A 17,975-nucleotide genomic window follows, 5' to 3' on the forward strand; every position below is an offset into this window, starting at 1 on the left:
TCAAGCGTTGACTCCGTGGATGGGGCTTTCAACCCGTTCCGCCGCTTCTGCGCCCAGCGGCACGCCCGTGCGGTCGCGGACCAGGAGGGTGGCGACGATGGACACCACCACCATCACTTCCAGGTAGACAGTCACGGCGCCGGTGGAGCCAGTGGCTTGAACCAAGGCCTGGGCAATAGTCGGAGCGAAAGCACCACCAACGATTGCGCCCAGTGCGTAGGCAATCGAAACCCCGGAGAAGCGCACTGTCGCAGGGAATATCTCTGTGTAGTGCGCCGACAACGGGCCAATGACCATTCCAAGGCCAACGGTGACCAGGGTCAGTCCGGCGAACAGGCCGGCGATCGACGCGGTGTTCACCAGCGGGAAGAGCCCAAGCAGCGCCGCGGAGAGCAGCAACCATCCGAGGAGCATCGTCTTTTGGCGTCCGAACTTGTCAGAGAGCCATCCGCCAACAAGGGTGAATATCAGCCAGGAAACGGCCGAGGCAGTGACCACCCAGAGGACTTCCCCGGCGTTCAAACCAACAGGGCCCGCGGGATCGGTGGCGTAGCGCTGGATGTAGCCGCCGGTAGTCATGTACCCGGCAGCCTGGCTTGCGGAAGGAATCAAAGCCGCCAGCAGCACGAGGCGCCAGTGCTTCCGGAAAAGCTCGACGATCGGCGCGCGGGCTTCCTTCTTGCGTTCGGCCAGTTCACTGAACACCGGGCTCTCGTCCACCCGCCGCCGAATGTAGTAGCCGATGACGATCAGCGCTACGGAAAGGATGAACGGCACGCGCCATCCCCACTCAAGGAAGGCGTCACCAGGTGCCATCATGGTCATCGTGGCCAACATGCCCGACGCGAGAAGCAGACCCAGTGGAGTGCCGATTTGCGGTGATGCTCCGAAGATTCCGCGTCGGCGGGTGGGGGCGTGTTCAACGGCCAGGAGCGCGGCGCCTCCCCACTCGCCTCCAGCCGAGATACCCTGCAGGATCCTCAGCACGACCAGAAGGATCGGAGCCACCAGTCCGATGGAATCGTAGGTCGGCAACAGGCCGATCAGTGCGGTCGAAGCACCCATCAACACCAGGGTGGCCATCAGAACAACGCGGCGGCCGTATCGGTCACCGAAATGCCCGGCCAGGAACGCACCGAGCGGACGGAATAGGAAGCTGATGCCAACCGTCAGGAATGCCAGAAGCGGTGCGGCGGCTGATCCCGCGGGCTCGAAGTAGACCTTGGTGAAGATCAGGCCCGCGGCGGTGGCGTAAAGGAAGAAGTCGTACCACTCGATGGTGGTGCCGGCGACGGTCGCAAAGACCACGCGTCGGCGTTCCCGGGAGCTGCTGCGCAACTCCGGGCTCCGCGTAAATGTCCGTTCTGTCATGTCATGTCCTTTCCCAAGTCACACCTTTGTAGAGGGGAAATTTGCAGTTTCGCATACCAGAACATGTTCTGCTATGCGGGAATGACCACACGCTACTGGAGGTGAGAGTTGCAGCACAAGCCCCAAGTTTAAGCTGAAAAAGGGGGTTGCGGGGGCTGAGCCAAAGCTGCTAGCGTCCTCATAACATCCGCAAAGCAGAACACGTTCTACTTAGCAGAACATGCAAACTCATCCAGAAGTGGAGTACCAATGTCCTGGGGCGCAATTTCCGAAATGGGACCGGTATCAATCCGGACCTCCAACCTTGAACAGTCCGTCTTTGATGCCACGCAGATTCTTGGACTGCGCGAAACCAAGCGAGCCGATGGCGTCTCATACTTGGCCGCCGCAGACGTGCACCACGAACTGACGTACGTCGAGTCCGACGTCGACGGCCTGGAGGCCTTGGGACTCATCGCCGCGAACGGTGACGCGCTCAGGGAAATACGACGGCGGGTAGAGGACGAGGGCTTGCTGGTCGTCTCCGAGAAGCCCACCGGAGAAGGCGTAGAGGACGGCTTCACGTTCATCGGCCCGGAAGGCTTCGCCTTCGAAATTTCCCTGGGCCTGCAAAAGGCCGGCATCGCCCCCAAGGGTTTCGGCCCCAACCGTTACGGCCACTTCAACTTCCATCCGCAGGACCATTACGGGATGGTGCAATTCCTGACCAAGGTCCTGGACTTCCGGGTTTCAGATGTGATTGGCACCGGCGGTTCAAGGGGCTACTTCCTTCGCTGCAACACCGAACACCACGGCATCGCCGTCCTGCAGGGACGCGGCACCTTCCACCACCACGCCTGGGAGGTCCAGGGCGTCAGCGACCTTACTAAAGCCGGAGACCGGCTCCATGCCCTGGGCCGGGAACTGCTGTGGGGTCCCGTCCGGCACGGCGCCGGCAACAACATCGCCTGCTACTACAAAGAGCACTCCGGCAATGTGGTGGAGCTCTACACCGACATCGAACAGATTTATGACGACAACCGCGAACCAGTGGTGTGGGAAGACGGCGAAGTCTGGTGGAACCAGTGGAACGACTACCTCCCCGAAGGCTTCCGCGCCCTGGGATTGGCCCCCACCCCGTCCAAGTACCGCCAGAACACCCTGCTTGTGGGAGGACGCTAAGCCATGAAGTTCGTTCGATTCACCAGCGAAGGCGAACTGCCCCGCGTCGGCGTCGTTGTCGACGGCACTTACCGGGTCATCGAGGGCCACCATGACCTGCTCGGCCTGATCCAGCAGGGCGAAGAAGCCCTGCGGGAGGCGGGCGAACAAGCGACCCGTGACGGCGCCGTCGTCGATCCTTCAACGGTCCGTAACCTCTCACCGATTGCCACGCCGCCCACGTTCCGCGACTTCTATGCCTTCGAACAGCACGTCAAGGCCGGCCGGGAATCGCGCGGCCTCGAGATGAACCCGCTCTGGTACAAGATCCCGGTGTTCTACTTCTCCAACCCCTACAACTTCAAGGGCGAAGGCGAAATCCCCATGACCCCGGGCTCGGAGCGCTTCGACTTCGAGCTCGAGGTTGCCGCTGTTCTTGGCAAGGGCGGGCAGGACCTCACGGCCGAGGAGGGCGAAGACGCCGTCATCGGCTACAGCATCCTGTGCGACTGGAGCGGCCGCGACATCCAGCATGAGGAAATGCTCCTGTCGATGGGCCCCGTGAAGGGCAAGGATACCGCCACTTCGCTCGGCCCATGGCTGGTCACCAAGGAAGAACTGGAGCCGTACAAGACGGTGACGGGCTTTGACCGCGCCATGTCCCTTAAGGTCAACGGCGTCGAATACTCGCGGGCCAACTGGGCTGACGTCCACTACTCGTTCGGGGAGATGGTTTCCTACGCGAGCCGCGGCACCGAAGTCCGCCCGGGGGACGTCTTTGGTTCAGGCACCTGCGGCACGGGCTGCATCCTTGAACTGAGCCGCACCCACGGCGAAGGCGAGTTTCCGTGGCTGCAGGCCGGCGACGAGGTGCTGATCGAAATCGAGGGCCTCGGGACCCAGCGCACCACAATGACCAAGACCCCGGAGCCGGCGTCCTTCCGCCGCCAGGGGCTGGAGTAGGAGATGGAAGCAGCCACGAACTATGACGTCGCGATCGTCGGCTATGGCCCGGTTGGCCAGACTTTGGCCACGCTGCTCGGACGTCAAGGATGGTCGGTATTGGTCCTGGACAAGCAAGCCGGCCTGTATCCCCTCCCCCGCGCTTGCCACCTGGACCATGAGGCGATGCGGATCCTGCAGGCGATGGCGATCTCCAAGGAGATCAATGACGCAATTGTCCCTGCGCGCGAATACCTGTTGCTCCGCGCCGACCTTAGCGTCCTGTCCAACCTGCCACGTGGCTGGGAAACTCCAAGCGGCTGGGAATCTTCGTACCACTTCTACCAGCCGGACATCGAGGGCATCTTCGATGCGACGGCCAAGTCAACGCCAGGCGTGACCGTTCGCCAGGCCACTAACGTGCGGACCGTTTCCGACCTCGGTGACCGGATTGAGTTAAAGGTCGACGGCGGGACCGAACCAATCCGTGCGCGTTTCGTTGTGGGGGCGGACGGTGCCAACAGCCTGGTCCGTGAGCAGGCGGGGATAGCGAGGGATGACCTCGGATTCGAGGCGACCTGGGTGGTTATCGACGTGGAAATGAAAGCGGGTGCCAAAGCCCCCAAGGTCCCGGACACCGGTCAGGTGCTTGATCCCGCGCAGCCCTCGCACATGGCCTGGCTGGGTGGCGACCACTACCGCTGGGAGTTCATGATCGTCGATGGCGACGATCCCGTGGAAGCAGCCAAGCCGGAGAACGTCTGGTCCAAGCTGCGTCGGTGGATCACTCCAGAGACAGCCACTCTCCTCCGGTCCACCACGTACACGTTCCAGTCCTTGGTGGCCTCGACCTTCAACCGGGGCCGCGTATTGCTGGCCGGCGACGCTGCGCACCTCATGCCGCCGTTCATGGGCCAAGGGATGATCAGCGGAATGCGCGATGCCATGACGCTGTCCTGGACGCTCAACAAGGTGCTAACGGGTACCGCTCCGATCGAATTCCTGGACGCCTATACCGACAGCCGACGACCCCACGTGACGGAGTACATCGCCGAATCTGTCCGCGTGGGCCAGATGGTCTGCGAGACGGATCCGGCCAAAGCGGCCGAACGGGACCGTAAACTGGAGGCCCAAACGGAGGCAAAACCGCCGTTCCAGCCCCGACTCGGAGCCGGTTTCGTTGACGGTCCCCTGGGCGGTCGACTGGCCGTTCAACCGCGCATTGCAGGTGCCCAGGACGTCCTTTTGGACGATCTCCTCGGGTCCTCCCTGACGCTGCTGACGGTTCAGCCGGAGGTGTTGGACAGCTTGTCTGCCACCGCCAAGAGTCATCTGGAACTGCTGGACGTCTCAGTAGCCGCCATCTGTGCGGGGCCGGCTGGCGCCACCCCGAGACGCTTTGTTGAGCAAGGAAGCCGCTTCGCGGATTGGTTGGGTGCCGCTGACGCCGAATGGGTGCTGGTCCGGCCGGATGCTTACGTGTTCGACGCCGGCAAGGGCGCAGGGGCTTTGGAGGAATCCATTGACCAGCTTCGGGCGTACATAACCCGGGAGGCACGGATGTTGGCCGGAGATGAAGAGGCCGCCATGCTGGTGGGAGGTTCTGCCCATGCGTAGTGCCGGCGCGGTCCACGGTATGTCTATGCTGGCTACAGACCACCCGCATACGAAGAGGCTGAGCGCCATGAACGTCACCGTCCCCGAGGAGTCCTCGACGGATCCGGCCTACCGGTATCCGATCGAGTCGGTTGAGAACGCCGCCCGCACCCTCCTCATGCTGCGTTCAAGGGCCAGCATCCGCATCGTCGACGTTGCTGAGGAACTTGGTGCGGCACGATCAACGGCGCATCGAATGGTGTCCACCCTTGCCCAAGCCGGGTTACTGGAACGCCACCCGACGGACAAGTCATTCGTTGCGGGTCCGGCGCTGATGCAACTGGCGCAGGCCCTGACCAACAAGGGCGACATCCGGACCGAGATCGAGCCGACCCTTGCCTGGTTGGCGAAGCAGACCGGTGAGACAGCCCACTATCTGGTGCTCAAGGAAGACCAGGCGTTGTTCCTTGCGTGCGTAGAAAGCCCGCACATCATCCGCGCCGTCTCCCGGGTGGGACATCGCCTACCGGCCCACATAACTTCCGCTGGGAAATGCCTTCTGGCAGCCCTTCCCCCGGAAGAAGTGGATCGCATGTTTTCCGGCGAACGGAGCTGGACCACCGGCACCGATCTGGCGATCCACGACCGCGACCACTTGCTTGCCGAACTCGCCCAAATCTCCAACCGGGGCTGGGCCCTGAACAATGAAGAAAGCGAACCGGGAGTCATCGGCGTCAGTTCTGTTGTCCGTGACGGTCAAGGGGAAGTCCTGGGCGCTGTGACAGTCTCCGGGCCGGCTGAGCGTATGCGACCGCGGATCACGGAAATCGTGGCAGCCGTACGGACCGCCACGGACGATTTCCGCCTTCACAGGGGCTGACAGTACTTCTCTCAGTTCCCGAGTAACCGCGCCGATAACGCGCTATTTCCTGACCAAGACAACGTCGTCATAACCCGCGCCGTAAAGGCGCGCAGGAGGAAACTCATGAATGCCTTGACCTCGCCCGCGACCACCGCCGACCTGACCTCGCCCGTCCGCTTCGGAGACCTCTACGCCAGGGACGCCTACGCCCAGGTGACGGAGACCGACCAGGAGCTATGGACCTTCGTTGAAGGTGCGGAACTGCCGGTCCTCATGGTCGCGCTGGCCGCGGCGCTGAAGGATATGTCCCTGCTGGAGCCGGACCTCTCCCCACCGTTGCCACCCATGGGCGCCACCACACAGCCCCACGGAGGCCTGAACGAGGACGAGATCGCCCGCGGACGGCAGATTGCCTTCGAAGGGCTCAGGCGCCTACGCGATGAAGACATCCGGACCGTAGCCGAACTTACCGCGGAGCAGGCCGACTACATCCTCGACTGGTTCACCGGCGGACGCACCAGCTCCGATCCTGGCTGGGCGGGAGAAATGCAGCATGAATTACTCATCAGCCCCAAAAGGAACGGTTCGGCCAACTGGTCTTTCGAGGAGCTTTCCCAGGGACGAACCTTCGAGACGCTGATTGTGGGCGCGGGTGTCTCCGGCATCGCTGCAGCGTACAGACTCAAGGAAGCCGGACTCCCCTACACCTGGATTGAATCCTCCCACCGGATTGGAGGAACGTGGTGGAAGAACCACTACCCCGGAGTCCGACTGGACACCCCAACCTATGGTTACAGCTTTTCCTTCGCGCAGCGCGACGATTGGCCTCATCAGTACGCCAAGGGCGAGGAAGTCCTTGACTACCTGGAAACGGTGGTGGCCCGCGCGGAGCTTGCCGACGAACTCGAACTCCATACGTGGCTGGAGAAGGCCGAGTTCGATGAGGTAACCAGAACGTGGGCAGCCACCACAGGATCCGCAGACGGGACCCGGCAAACCCGCCGCTTCAACGCCATCATCACCTGCGTAGGCCAGCTCGATCATCCCCACATTCCAACGTGGCCCGGGCAGGAGCACTTCACGGGCGCGCAGATGCACTCCCAGGAGTGGGACCACTCCGTGGACCTTCTCGGCAAGAAGGTGGCCGTGATCGGTACTGGCGCAAGCGCCTACCAAATCATCCCGGCAATCGTTGACCAGGTCGAGAGCCTTCACGTCTTCCAGCGCAGCGCGCCCTGGATGCTGCCCGCCGAGAGCTACCACGAGCCGATGTCGGAAACCGCCAATTGGCTGCATTCGAAGGTTCCCCACTACGGCAAGTGGTTCCGTCTCTGGGTCACTGCCCTCGGCATCGAAGGACGCATTAACGTCGCAACTGTCGCAGAGGGCTGGGACAAGGCTCCCCTGAGCGTCGGCCCCAGAAACGAGGCCTTCCGCCAGGAGGTCATCCGCCGCATGGAGCTCCAATACGAAGGCCGTCCGGACCTCCTCGAAAAAGCAATCCCCAACTACCCACCGTCGGCCAAGCGTATGCTCCGCGACAACGGCGTCTGGGCGGCCGCGCTCATGGCACCAGTCACCACCGTGATTTCCGACGGGCTGGAATCGTTCACCCCGACGGGACTGGTTACCGGCGCCGGAAAACACATCGATGTGGACGTGGTGATCTACGCGACCGGGTTCCGCCCCTCCGACTACCTGGACCCCATTGAAATCGTTGGACGCGGAGGACTTGAAATCCACGACTACTGGCAGGGCGATGCAAAGGGATTTGCAGGAATCACCGTGCCCAATTTCCCCAACCTGTTCATGATGCTGGGACCCAACACCACAGGAGTGGCGGCGGGCGGCCTGCACATCATGATGGAGCGCGCCGCCGAGTACGTCGTCGAGGCAATCCACCAGCTCCTCCTGCGGGACAAGGCTGCGCTCGACCTAAAACAGGAAGCACTTGACCGGCACATCGAGTGGGTGGACGCCGAGAACCGCCGCATGACGTGGGGGCAGCCCTATGTGACCAACTGGTACAAGAACCGCTTCAACAGGGTCTCCCAGGTGTGGCCTTTTAAAACCACCGAATATTGGCGGATCACTGACAGGATTGAGGCCGACGACTACGTGTTCCTGGGATGACAAGCCGGACTGGTTCAGCTGAAGGTTCACTTCGTTATCCTGCCCAAGCGTCGAGCCGTCCTTTACCATTCATCGTCTAGGATCTGTACGGATTCGCAATCATGGAAGTGAACCATTTTGCGCTCGTTCATGTCGGTTCTGATCCAGATGATGAGGCCGTCGGCTGTTCCTGTTTCCACTACGCCCACCAGCTTCCGGCCCCCGCGTAGCCGGAGAGCAATGGCAGCTCCGGTGCGGATGTTGGTCCAGGCCAGCAGTGGATGCATAGCCTTGGATCCGGAAGTGTTTCCCGTGGTCGGGATGCTGTCCTTAGCGGGAGCCATCGGTTGCTCCTTCGAGACTCCGCGTCACGCCTGATCTTTTTCTTGGGTTAGGCCGAATGGGACGTCGGGTGACAGGGTCACGGTGAAGTGGTGAAGTTTATGACGGGTTATAAGAACCCCCATTCCCCCCTTTGCCCGTGGGTCAGAATGAGCGGCTGCGACTGCGGCGTCGAGCTTTTCATTCAGCCCAGCTTTTTCCTGAACTTCAATGTCCGCAATTTTGTGCATTGGAGGGTTGTCTCCTATCTGGGTCACTAGGGGTTCTACGGCCGAGGGTGAGGGCGGCGCGCTGTCGATGTGATATTCGCGCCAACCGGGCCCCCTGGCCTTCCGCCAGCGCGGCTCGTGTCCGGGACGGTCGTAAAACCTCTGGGGATGAAGAAAAGTACTGGGAATCCATGGGCACCCGACTGCCTCCTGGACTCGCCCCGTCAGCGCGTCTTCACGCTGTACAAGTTCGCTCAGCCAGTGCCAAGCAAGCCAGCGACGTTACGCAAGGAACTCGTGATCGTCGGCCTTGACCGTCTCCGTCGCTTCCCAGTACTCAACATTGGTGTAGGGCCATACTTGCGACACCCGGCCGTGCGAGTTCTGATACCAACTGCGCACGTAAGGCTGCCCCCAAGCCATCCGGCGGTTTCCGGCGTCGACCCATTCCACAAACCGGTCCAGAGCGGCTGGCGTGACGTCGATCGCGGAGGCGCCACGCTGCAGGACCTCGTGGACCGCCTTCAGGGAGAATTCAACGGCCCGCTCGATCATGAAGTGCAGGCTTCCCGCCACCACTCCTCCAACGTTGGGGCCATAGATCAGGAAGAAGTTGGGGAACCCGGGCACAGTGACACCGTTGTAGGCCCTGGCGTCGCCCTTCCAGAAGTCGTGGATCTCCACGCCCTCGCGGCCAACAACCTCCACCTCGTCGAGGTAATCGGAGGGTTTGAACCCAGTGGCGAAAACCACGATGTCCACCTCGTGGTCAACGCCGTCGTTGTCAACAATGCCGCTTTCAGTGAACCGGTCGATCCCCGCGGTGATCACCGTGGTGCGCTCGGACTTAAGGGCCGCAGCCCACACACCGTTGTCACGCAGCATCCGCTTGGCACCGGGCGGGTAGTTGGGAATAGCGTTCTCCAGCAGTTCAGGGCGGTCTGCGAACTGCTCCTTGAGGCGCTCGATCAGCACCTCCCGAACGTCCTGGTTCTTGGCGGAGACACTCAAGGGCGCCCCTTGCCACCCATCCTCGGCCGTCACGGTGTGCATGCGGCCCGGGATGCCCTGAAGTGTCACCCACAGGCGGTACCACTGGGCGTAGTGGGGCACCTTGCGCCGCAACCAGTCAAAGGTGTCACTGACGGTGTCGTGATAATTGGGAGCCGGCAGCATCCACGGCGCGCTGCGCTGGAACAGCACCAGCCCGTCGACCTCGTCCGCCAGCGCGGGCACAATCTGATACGCGCTGGCACCGGTGCCGATGACCGCCACGCGCTTGCCGCGGTAGTCGGCGTCGTGCGACCACTCCTGCGAATGCATGGTCACCCCGCGGTACACCTCAACGCCGGGGAAATCGGGAATGTTGGGCCGGTCCAGTTGCCCAAGCGCGCTGACTACGGCGGCAAAAGTCCGGACCTGCTCCTGCCCGCCGTGGCGGGTGGTCGCCTGCCACGCGCGGGATTCTTCGTCCCACACCAAGCGGACAAGACGGGTGTTTAACTCGATGGATTCCACCAGCCCTGCACGCTCGGCCACATCCCGGACGTAGTCCAGGACATCTCCGCCTTCGGCGAACTGATGCGGCCAGTCCCCTCGCTGGGCGAAGGAATAAGAATAGCCGAACGTGGGCGTATCGAGGCGCACACCGGGGTAGGTGTTCTTCGCCCAGGTCCCGCCTAGGGCGGGTGCGTCTTCCACCACGGTGAAAGGCACGCCCGCCTGCGAATAGCGATAAGCTGCAGCAATTCCGGCAATCCCAGCGCCGATGATCAGGACGGGAAAGTCACGACCATCAGCCACCTCCTCAAACTGCCAGCCAGGGGCCCCGCCCTTGTCAGGAGCGAGATCGAGCTCATGCTTCAGCGACGGGTGCCAGTGTTCGCGGCCACCTGTGAGGAACCCGAGGAGGTCCGTCACGGCGTTGCCCTCCAGCATGTCAACGCTGGTGATTGCCTTGTCCCGCAGCTGGCGCAAGCCCTCCAAGGCCAGCGCCTTGGCGCGTTCCTGCTGATCCGGTGACATGCCTCCATGTGGATGAGGCTGGGTATCCACCAAGGTCAGGGGAGGCTGCAAGTCGCTCGTGAGGAACGAGGTGTCGCCCAGTGCCGCCGCAATGGCGGCCAACAGGACGGGAAGTTCGGCCTGCGCAACGATCTTTTCCAGTTCGCCGTCGTCGTCGACAATGGGCTCCGCGTTTGCCTCCCAGTAGAGGTCGTCAAACCGCGTTGTTCCAGACCTCGTTCCCTGCATGCTGGGCATTCTTTCCTCCTTGGTTGTTCAGCGCGGCGCGAGCGGGTCGACGTACGACCGCAGTTTGTTGATGACAGCCTGCTCGCTATGCTCTGTGAACACGGCAGCGACGTAACGGTCCGGTCGAACCACGACTGTGTGGGGTTTCGTCAGCCCCGGTAATGCGAGGACCCGTCCGCTGTCAATCAGGAGTGGCTCGTTGCCGTTTCCGGGTGATGCGGGGGGATGTCCCACCAGTCGAAGCCGGCGGGCACCGAGCAAGGACCAGAACTCGTTTCCCACAACTGCTCGGGTGCTTTCGGCTTCGAGGGTGATGAGTGCCCAGCCGCTACCCAAAAGGGAGTCCAGCGGGGCTGTGAGGCCGTCCTCATCGGTTGCTGAAGGCTGACTCAGGGCACGGCCCACCCAGGCCGCTACTCGGCGGTCAACGTCGCGACCTGATTTGATCGCCACGCCGTTGCGGTAGTCCGGTGGAGTGATGAACCGCATCGATCCCAGGTAGCGGTGGACAGCGGGAATCAGGCTGACCGTACGGAAGGCAATGTCCCGGAGGTTGGTTCGGAACGCACCGACTGCCATGACCACCGCGCCGGTCCTGCGCGAAACCCTGACCATCTTCGCCGCGTGGGTGCGACGTTCAGATTCGTAGGTGGACAGCAGCCGATCCGTGCCAACGCCGCGAAGCACCTCAAGCAGCTTCCAACTCAGGTTGAGGGCATCACGCAGGCCTGCGTTCAACCCTTGTCCGGAAAAGGGAGGCATCAAGTGTGCCGCATCCCCGATCAGGAAAGCGCGCCCCGAACGGTATGTGCGTGCCAGGCGCTGGTGCGCTACATAAACCACAGCACGCCGGACGTCTTCGGTGCGGAGCTCCGGGTGGAAGGGTCTGGACAGCTCCAGGATCTTTTCCGGGGACGTCATTTCATCCGCGTCTTCGTGATCGAAAAGCATGAACTCAAGCCGCAGGCGGCCCTTGATTCCAGGAACCAGGACGTAGGGACGAGTCCCGTTGCCGTGGAACTCGGCGAAAGGTTCGCGTGTCCCGGGGACGTTGATCAAGTCCACCACAATCCATCGTTCCTGCTGGGTGGAACCTACCAGGTCGATGCCCAGGCTCTCGCGGACAAAGCTGCGACCGCCATCTGCCCCAACAAGCCAGGAGGCCGTCACGGTGCCGGCGCCGGCGTCGGATTCGAATCCGAGGCACACGCCGTCGGATTTCCGGTTGATGGAAGTTACCTGCGCACCGGCGAGGAACTCAATCCCTTGGTGGTTCCGGGCCTTGTTCCACAACAGCTCTTCCAGCACGGGCTGGTCGAACTGCGACTTCGCAGGATGCCCGATACGGGAGGGAACGGGCGTGGACGAAGCAAGTGGCCTGTCATTCAGCCCAAAGTAGCGGCTGCCGGTTCCCAGCAGCGATTCCGCCTTCAGCGCGTCCGCGAGGCCCAAGCGGTCCATCGTCCGGAAGGTTTCGTCAGCGATGCTGATAGCTCGCGGCAGATCCATCGGCGCCGTGGCGGTTTCGAGCAGCACAACGCGTGCACCGCCGTCGGCAAGCAACAGGGCCGCCGTAAGTCCCACCGGACCGGCCCCCACGACCGCAACTTCGAAGTCCTCCATGGTGTTACCTCCACGCATCCCTAAGCAACGAGGACGTTGCGAAGGGTGCCGAGCTTGCCGACCTCGACCTCAACCACGTCACCGGGGACCAGGAATGTTGGCGGCTCCATGAACAGCCCCACACCGCCGGGCGTACCGGTGACAATGACGTCGCCCGGAGCCAGCGGAGTGAACGCGGTGACGTACTCCATGATGGCGGGGATGTCGAAGATGAGGTCGGCCACGGCGGCACGCTGCCTCACCTCACCGTTGACGCGGGTTTCCACCACGAGTTCGGTGACGTCACCGACTTCCTCGGCGGACATGAAGTATGGGCCGAAGGCTCCGCTCAGCGGGAAGTTCTTGCCAGGGGTCCACTGACCCGTGTGGCGCTGCCAGTCGCGGGCGCTGAAGTCGTTGAACGCTGCGTAGCCGGCAATGTAGTTCCAAGCCTCTTCCGGCTTGACGTGATCCGCGTGGGCTCCGATTACCAGTGCGACTTCGCCTTCGTAGTCGTACATGGAGCTTTCGGCGGGGATCGGCAGGTCTGCGCCGTGGGCAGCCAGGGTATCTGAGAAACGTGCGAAGACGGTGGGCTTGCCGACCGAGTCGCGTCCGGTTTCTTCTTGGTGGCTCCTGTAGTTGACGCCGATGCAGATCACCTTCCCGGGGGTGGACAGAAGCGGCAGGAATGTGGTCCCCTCAACCGGTTGCGACGGCGCGTTGTCCGACGCCAAGGGGGCCGACAGCAAGCCTTCCACGATCGCCGTCTGCAGGGACGGGCTGAGGTTGGCACCGCTGGGCCCCAGGTCCAGAAGCTCTCCATCGGCTTCAAGGCCCCACGTGGTCTGTCCGTCCTGATTGAGGTAACTCGCGTAGCGCATGTTTATCCTTTCTGCGACCGGGGTCATTCCTCCCGGCCGTACCTGTATTTGGAATCAAGATTGATAATGCATTATTAAACCATGAATGTATAGCTAGGGTAAGTGTGTATGCACTTTTACTGCACCAAGTGCCGCTCCAGGCCCCCGGGCTTCCTGATTACGGACACGGGAAGAACTCCGCTGTCGGGGCGCACTTGCGTGCAGTGTGGAGGAATACGGCCTCACTCTTGCCATTGAGCCGGCCAGCCGTCCCGGGACACATCGAAGCCTCCATCCGGCCTCCCGAAGCCGGGCTGCCGAGGGAGTAGGGGCAGCCCGGTCCGGTTCTACTTCACTGCGATGGGAAAGGCTCCGTGGAAACGAAAATCTTCGCCGTTGCAGACGCCCCACCGGTCGAACCTCCGGTCGCCCTGGTCCCATCCGATGGGAGGACGGTCAACCTCATGGATGTGCTCCAGATCGGTGTACAACTCCACCACCCTGCCATTCGGCTCGACGTAATAAGCCGCGATGTGATGCCCGGCGCCGTGCCGCACCGGGCCTCAGATCAGCCTGCGGTCCGTGCGACAGCCTGTCGCCCAGCCATCCAGGACCCGCGACAAACTGCGCCTGCCAGGCGTGGTGGTGCAGGGAACCACGACCATTGATGGGGGCAATGCCATGATGGTCCGGTTGGCACCGCAGGACGTATGCAAAATCCTGGCCGATGACGTCCGAAACCTTGAAGCCGAAGAACGCCACCCGGGAAGTCCTTAAAAAGCCTTTCTTTCAGGTGCCGGCACCTAGACGGAGCGTGACGCGCCACCATCCACGCGGATGTTCTGGCCTGTGATGTAGCTGGATTCCCCGCTGGCGAGGAAACGGATGACGCTGGCCACTTCTTCGGTGCCGGCAGCCCTGCGCAGTGGTATCCGGGAAGTCCATTCAGACGGCACAGCATCGGGGTCTTCCTTGGTGAAGCCAGGGAGGACGTTGTTCATCCGGATCCCGGACGGCCCGTACTCGTCCGCATACAGCTTGGTAAAGGAACCCAGGGCGGCACGAAAAGTCCCGGAGACCGGGTATTTAGGGTTCGGTTCATAGGGTGAACTCGTGGAGACATTGACAATCGATCCCCCGCCGGCAGCAAGCAAATGGGGAGTCACGATTCGCGCGATCCGAATGACGTTCAAAAGGTACAGCTCGTAACCTTCGGTCCATTCGTCATCGCTGATCTCCAGCACCGGCTTCCTGGCAGCGTGGCCGGAGCTGTTGATGACGACGTCGATACGCCCACCTGCGGACAGCGCCAGCTCCGTGATTGCCTCAAGATCCGCAACGGAGCGGTTGGAACCTTCCAGCCCCACCCCGCCCAGGCTGCGGGCCAGTTCCATGGCACTTCCGGACGGGGACATGGCGGCAACCCGGAATCCGTCCGCCGCCAAGGCCCGGATAGTTGCGGCCGCGATCCCGCGTCCGCCTCCGACAATCAGTGCGACGCGGTCCTGGCTTTTCATGCCCGCTCCCCCATGGCACCCAGCTCAGCGTAGTGCTGCACGAGTTTTTCCATGGCCAGGGCAGAAAGCTCTGCTGCCTCGGCGAAGTCGATCTGGTCCCCGGCCGACGCCGAAATGTAGAACCCATCTGTCAGTGCGCGGCCGAGCATGACCACCTTGCGGGCGAGATCCGGCTTGACGTCCAGCGCTTCCTGCGGGATGCCCGGCGTCACTGCCTCGACCATAAGTTCGTACATCTCCTCACGGACTTCCAAGTACTTCTGGCGTGCCGCGTTGCCCGCCAACCGCTTCTCAAGCGCGAAGAGCAGGCCGATGATCCAGAACGCTTCCTGCGCATTGGCAGGATCGGCGGAGTTCGCGGCAGAACCGGCGATACTCGTGCGGAGGATGGCCCTGTTTTCGGGGCCGCGGTGGCGCGTCTTCCAGTGCTCGAAGCAGTAGTCGATCAGGGCGGCGAACAAGCCTTCCTTGTTCTCGAAATGCCAGTACACCGAGCCGATCGGCAGTCCAGCCACGCGGGCCACCTCTGCCATCGTCGTTCCCTCGTAGCCCACCTTCACAGCGAGCTGCAACACGGCTTCCAGGATGGCGCGTTCGTTTTCCGGCGTGGACTGGTGGACCCGGCGCCGCTTGCCAGCCTCCGGCTTGTCTCCTCCGTTGTTCCTTGCCTCGGCGTCTGCCCGCGGGCTCATGAGGGCAACCCATCCCGGACGGACATCCGTTCGCCGCCTGGGTTGGTCTTGGCGAACTGAACTTCCTCGTACACTTGGTGGCGAAGTTCGCCGAAGCGGTGCAGGGACCGTGTGTCAGCCTGGCTGCGGACATCGGGAAGGTCGATGTGGATGTCAGCCTGGACAATAGTGGGCGAGCTGGACAACACCAGGACGCGTTCAGCCAGGTAGACGGATTCGTCAATGTCGTGGGTCACGAAGAGGATGGTCATGTCCAACCGCTTCCAGACTTCACGGACCAGGTCCTCCAGCTCTCCCCGGGTTTGCGCGTCGACTGCAGCGAACGGCTCGTCCATGAGCAGGACACTGGGGTTGGAAGCCACGGCACGGGCGATCGCCACGCGCTGCTGCATGCCCCCGGAGAGCTGCCACGGGTAGCTCTTGGCAGCGTGGGACAGGGTGACTGCATCAAGCGCATCCTTGACCCGGGCCTTACGCTCAGCCTTGGGCACGCCGGAAGTCTTGAGCGGCAGCTCGACATTGTCCTCGACACTCAACCAAGGGAAGAGGCTCCGGCTGTATTCCTGGAAGACCACGGCCATGCCCTCGGCGGGCCCTGAGACGCGCCTGCCATCCAGGACCACTTCACCGGATGTTGGATCCAGGAGCCCGGCAATGCATTTGAGCAGCGTCGTCTTTCCGGAACCGGAGGGCCCTACCAGGCAGGCAAACTCCCCGGCGTGGAGATCGAAGGTCAGGGACCGAACAGCCTCCACCTCGTTCCGAGAACCGGCGCCGTAGACCTTTCGCACCTGCTGGACACTGAGCCGGATATCCGACTTGCTAGCCGTCATTGGAGGCCTCCTTCAGACCGTAATACCATCCCAGAACCCGCTTCTGGATTGCTTGGAACACCACTGAAAGCAGCACTCCGATGATCCCCAGAAGAAATATTCCGCTCCACATTTCGGGGATCGCAATGCGGTTCTGGAAGTTAATAATGGAGTAGCCAATACCGTCGGTCGAAGCGAACATCTCCGAGACGACCAAGAGGATAAGCCCCACTGCAAGGCTATGCCGGATGCCGGCCATGATGAGTGGCGAAGCGCCGGGAAGCACCAGGTAGCGGATGCGGTCGAATCCGCGGAGCCGGTATACGAGCGCCGTATTCTTCAGCACCTCGTCGAGCGACCGTACGCCTTCGATCGTATTGAGCAGGATGGGCCAGAGGCAGCCCAGGACGATTACGGTGATCTTCATTGCGTCATTGATGCCAATGAGCAGGAGCAACACCGGGATGAGAATGGTGGAAGGCACTGCCCGGATGAATTCAAGCAAGGGCTCCAGAAGCCAGCGCAAGGTGCGCGAGAGCCCGATGGCGATCCCCAGCGCCACCCCGAGTACCAGGGAGACGGCAAGGCTTATGAGCAGTCGGCCCATGCTGGGCATCACGTCTGTAAAGAACTTCTCGCTGAACCACACTGTGACGAACGTGTTGGCAAGTTTGTCCGGCTTCGGAACAAAGAAGTTGACTCCCTGGGCTGTGAACGCCCACCAAACAGCGATGAGGATTGCCGGCAAACCGAACCACAAAGCCAGGCGTTTGAGGACGATCATGCCGCCACCTCCGAACGGACCGAGCTGTGCCAGAACAGCACCTTGCGCTCGATGAAGCGGAAAATAAGGTTCACCAGAATGCCCAGGAGGCCGGATGTCAGGATAAGGGCGATCATCGCCGCCGGATTGTCGTTCAGCTGGGCCTGCGCCACAGCCCGGCCAATACCGGGCGTACCGACAATGAGTTCGGAACTGATTGCCAGGATAAGGGCGACTGTGGCAGCGAGGCGGATGCCGGTCATCAGATATGGGAGGAGCGTAGGCAATACCAGATGCCGGACCCGCTGGAGCCACGTCATGCGCAGGGTTCGGACGGTGTCATCGGCCACTTTGTCGATGTCCGTGATGCCGTACATGGCCTGGATCATCACAATCCAGAAGCAGCCGTAAACCACAATCAGGAGTTCGGCGCCGATGCGCGGCCCGAACAACAATGCGGCCAACGGAATGAGGCCTACAGCAGGGATGGGGCGCAGGAACTCCACCGTGGTGTGCGTGCCAGTGCGCAGCAAGCTGCTCGACCCGATAAGCAGGCCAACGGCGAGGCCGCCGAAGGTGGCGAGGGTCAGCCCAAGGAACCAGGCCCACATCGTCTGGCCCACCGTGAGCCAGAACTGCGTAAAGGTGAAGTTGTTAAGGAAGGTAGGAATGACCACCGATGGTGGTGGCAGGTGGTGCTGGCTGACTGGGCCAAAGGCTGAGAAGAGCTCCCAGGCAATGAGTGCCGCCAGGATGCCGGCGACACCCAGGACGTAGGGCCCCGCAGCAGTCCACTGGGCAGCGCGGCGCGCTGTGTGTCCCCGCGTGGGCAGGGTACTCACTGCCACGCTGCTCAGGATTGGAGTTTGCGTTTCCACGGTTCTTGTTCTGCTCTCATT

Annotated in this window: 18 protein-coding genes; 6 read left to right on the top strand and 12 right to left on the bottom strand. The window is 62.2% G+C overall.

Features of this window, described 5'->3' with window-relative positions; translation table 11 throughout:
* Positions 1 to 1,371, bottom strand: a complete 1,371-nt coding sequence (locus K4G53_RS10990) for an MFS transporter (RefSeq protein WP_221385748.1) — start codon at positions 1,369 to 1,371, stop codon at positions 1 to 3.
* 273 nt (positions 1,372 to 1,644) lie between these two features.
* Between K4G53_RS10990 and K4G53_RS10995 the strand changes: the two genes are divergently transcribed.
* The 5 genes from K4G53_RS10995 (at position 1,645) to K4G53_RS11015 (ending at position 8,044) form a co-directional block, all read left to right on the top strand.
* Positions 1,645 to 2,532, top strand: a complete 888-nt coding sequence (locus K4G53_RS10995) for a VOC family protein (RefSeq protein ID WP_221385749.1) — start codon at positions 1,645 to 1,647, stop codon at positions 2,530 to 2,532.
* A 3-nt stretch (positions 2,533 to 2,535) separates the two neighbouring features.
* A complete protein-coding gene (locus K4G53_RS11000; protein WP_221385750.1) occupies positions 2,536 to 3,474 on the top strand; it encodes a fumarylacetoacetate hydrolase family protein in 939 nt (312 codons plus the stop codon).
* Between the two features lie 3 nt (positions 3,475 to 3,477).
* Positions 3,478 to 5,070, top strand: coding sequence for a bifunctional 3-(3-hydroxy-phenyl)propionate/3-hydroxycinnamic acid hydroxylase (locus K4G53_RS11005; RefSeq protein ID WP_221385751.1), 1,593 nt, complete (start codon positions 3,478 to 3,480; stop codon positions 5,068 to 5,070).
* Positions 5,071 to 5,137: 67 nt separating this feature from the next.
* Positions 5,138 to 5,929 (top strand): IclR family transcriptional regulator, encoded by a 792-nt coding sequence (locus K4G53_RS11010; RefSeq protein WP_221385752.1) that lies wholly within the window; start codon positions 5,138 to 5,140, stop codon positions 5,927 to 5,929.
* 105 nt (positions 5,930 to 6,034) lie between these two features.
* On the top strand, positions 6,035 to 8,044 hold the full coding sequence (locus K4G53_RS11015; RefSeq protein WP_221385753.1) for an NAD(P)/FAD-dependent oxidoreductase: 2,010 nt from the start codon (positions 6,035 to 6,037) through the stop codon (positions 8,042 to 8,044).
* 62 nt (positions 8,045 to 8,106) lie between these two features.
* On the opposite strand, the gene K4G53_RS11020 is transcribed toward K4G53_RS11015, so the two are convergent.
* The 6 genes from K4G53_RS11020 to K4G53_RS11045 form a co-directional block, all read right to left on the bottom strand.
* The gene (locus tag K4G53_RS11020; protein ID WP_221385754.1) at positions 8,107 to 8,367 is read right to left on the bottom strand and encodes a hypothetical protein; all 261 of its coding nucleotides are present in this window, start codon (positions 8,365 to 8,367) and stop codon (positions 8,107 to 8,109) included.
* Between the two features lie 24 nt (positions 8,368 to 8,391).
* Positions 8,392 to 8,595: a hypothetical protein gene (locus K4G53_RS11025; protein WP_221385755.1), complete on the bottom strand. Its 204-nt coding sequence runs from the start codon at positions 8,593 to 8,595 to the stop codon at positions 8,392 to 8,394.
* Positions 8,596 to 8,856: 261 nt separating this feature from the next.
* Positions 8,857 to 10,836, bottom strand: coding sequence for an NAD(P)/FAD-dependent oxidoreductase (locus K4G53_RS11030; protein ID WP_221385756.1), 1,980 nt, complete (start codon positions 10,834 to 10,836; stop codon positions 8,857 to 8,859).
* 18 nt (positions 10,837 to 10,854) lie between these two features.
* Positions 10,855 to 12,468 carry an FAD-dependent monooxygenase gene (locus K4G53_RS11035; protein WP_374226160.1) on the bottom strand — a complete coding sequence of 538 codons (1,614 nt, stop codon included), beginning with the start codon at positions 12,466 to 12,468 and terminating at the stop codon, positions 10,855 to 10,857.
* 2 nt (positions 12,469 to 12,470) lie between these two features.
* A complete protein-coding gene (locus K4G53_RS11040; protein ID WP_221385758.1) occupies positions 12,471 to 13,313 on the bottom strand; it encodes a fumarylacetoacetate hydrolase family protein in 843 nt (280 codons plus the stop codon).
* Between the two features lie 326 nt (positions 13,314 to 13,639).
* Complete coding sequence (locus tag K4G53_RS11045; protein ID WP_221385759.1) at positions 13,640 to 13,783, bottom strand: hypothetical protein; 144 nt, start codon at positions 13,781 to 13,783, stop codon at positions 13,640 to 13,642.
* A gap of 91 nt (positions 13,784 to 13,874) precedes the next feature.
* Here K4G53_RS11045 and K4G53_RS11050 point away from each other — a divergent pair, with 91 nt between their 5' ends.
* Entirely contained in the window at positions 13,875 to 14,069 is a 195-nt protein-coding gene (locus tag K4G53_RS11050; RefSeq protein ID WP_221385760.1) for a hypothetical protein, read from the top strand.
* A gap of 26 nt (positions 14,070 to 14,095) precedes the next feature.
* On the opposite strand, the gene K4G53_RS11055 is transcribed toward K4G53_RS11050, so the two are convergent.
* From K4G53_RS11055 to K4G53_RS11075, 5 genes are read right to left on the bottom strand one after another with little or no spacing between them, the layout of a single operon-like run.
* Positions 14,096 to 14,809 carry an SDR family oxidoreductase gene (locus K4G53_RS11055; RefSeq protein WP_221385761.1) on the bottom strand — a complete coding sequence of 238 codons (714 nt, stop codon included), beginning with the start codon at positions 14,807 to 14,809 and terminating at the stop codon, positions 14,096 to 14,098.
* Positions 14,806 to 15,501, bottom strand: a complete 696-nt coding sequence (locus tag K4G53_RS11060; protein WP_221385762.1) for a TetR/AcrR family transcriptional regulator — start codon at positions 15,499 to 15,501, stop codon at positions 14,806 to 14,808. The genes K4G53_RS11055 and K4G53_RS11060 overlap by 4 nt, the downstream gene beginning before the upstream one ends.
* Complete coding sequence (locus K4G53_RS11065) at positions 15,498 to 16,334, bottom strand: ABC transporter ATP-binding protein (RefSeq protein ID WP_221385763.1); 837 nt, start codon at positions 16,332 to 16,334, stop codon at positions 15,498 to 15,500. Before K4G53_RS11065 ends, K4G53_RS11060 begins: the two co-directional genes overlap by 4 nt.
* A complete protein-coding gene (locus K4G53_RS11070) occupies positions 16,324 to 17,097 on the bottom strand; it encodes an ABC transporter permease (RefSeq protein ID WP_221385764.1) in 774 nt (257 codons plus the stop codon). Before K4G53_RS11070 ends, K4G53_RS11065 begins: the two co-directional genes overlap by 11 nt.
* Positions 17,094 to 17,924 carry an ABC transporter permease gene (locus K4G53_RS11075; RefSeq protein ID WP_308287865.1) on the bottom strand — a complete coding sequence of 277 codons (831 nt, stop codon included), beginning with the start codon at positions 17,922 to 17,924 and terminating at the stop codon, positions 17,094 to 17,096. The genes K4G53_RS11070 and K4G53_RS11075 overlap by 4 nt, the downstream gene beginning before the upstream one ends.
* Positions 17,925 to 17,975: the final 51 nt, after the last annotated feature.

Source organism: Arthrobacter sp. MAHUQ-56 (genome assembly GCF_019710585.1).
Lineage (GTDB): Bacteria > Actinomycetota > Actinomycetes > Actinomycetales > Micrococcaceae > Arthrobacter.

Excerpts from the sequence above, each read along its gene's own strand:
- K4G53_RS11000 (WP_221385750.1), top strand. The coding sequence starts at position 2,536 with ATGAAGTTCGTTCGATTCACCAGCGAAGGCGAACTGCCCCGCGTCGGC.
- K4G53_RS10995 (WP_221385749.1), top strand. The coding sequence starts at position 1,645 with ATGGGACCGGTATCAATCCGGACCTCCAACCTTGAACAGTCCGTCTTT.
- K4G53_RS11070 (WP_221385764.1), bottom strand. The coding sequence starts at position 17,097 with ATGATCGTCCTCAAACGCCTGGCTTTGTGGTTCGGTTTGCCGGCAATC.
- K4G53_RS11035 (WP_374226160.1), bottom strand. The coding sequence starts at position 12,468 with ATGCGTGGAGGTAACACCATGGAGGACTTCGAAGTTGCGGTCGTGGGG.
- K4G53_RS11040 (WP_221385758.1), bottom strand. The coding sequence starts at position 13,313 with ATGCGCTACGCGAGTTACCTCAATCAGGACGGACAGACCACGTGGGGC.
- K4G53_RS11065 (WP_221385763.1), bottom strand. The coding sequence starts at position 16,334 with ATGACGGCTAGCAAGTCGGATATCCGGCTCAGTGTCCAGCAGGTGCGA.
- K4G53_RS11015 (WP_221385753.1), top strand. The coding sequence starts at position 6,035 with ATGAATGCCTTGACCTCGCCCGCGACCACCGCCGACCTGACCTCGCCC.
- K4G53_RS11010 (WP_221385752.1), top strand. The coding sequence starts at position 5,138 with ATGAACGTCACCGTCCCCGAGGAGTCCTCGACGGATCCGGCCTACCGG.
- K4G53_RS11060 (WP_221385762.1), bottom strand. The coding sequence starts at position 15,501 with ATGAGCCCGCGGGCAGACGCCGAGGCAAGGAACAACGGAGGAGACAAG.
- K4G53_RS11055 (WP_221385761.1), bottom strand. The coding sequence starts at position 14,809 with ATGAAAAGCCAGGACCGCGTCGCACTGATTGTCGGAGGCGGACGCGGG.
- K4G53_RS10990 (WP_221385748.1), bottom strand. The coding sequence starts at position 1,371 with ATGACAGAACGGACATTTACGCGGAGCCCGGAGTTGCGCAGCAGCTCC.
- K4G53_RS11020 (WP_221385754.1), bottom strand. The coding sequence starts at position 8,367 with ATGGCTCCCGCTAAGGACAGCATCCCGACCACGGGAAACACTTCCGGA.
- K4G53_RS11005 (WP_221385751.1), top strand. The coding sequence starts at position 3,478 with ATGGAAGCAGCCACGAACTATGACGTCGCGATCGTCGGCTATGGCCCG.
- K4G53_RS11030 (WP_221385756.1), bottom strand. The coding sequence starts at position 10,836 with ATGCCCAGCATGCAGGGAACGAGGTCTGGAACAACGCGGTTTGACGAC.
- K4G53_RS11025 (WP_221385755.1), bottom strand. The coding sequence starts at position 8,595 with ATGCACAAAATTGCGGACATTGAAGTTCAGGAAAAAGCTGGGCTGAAT.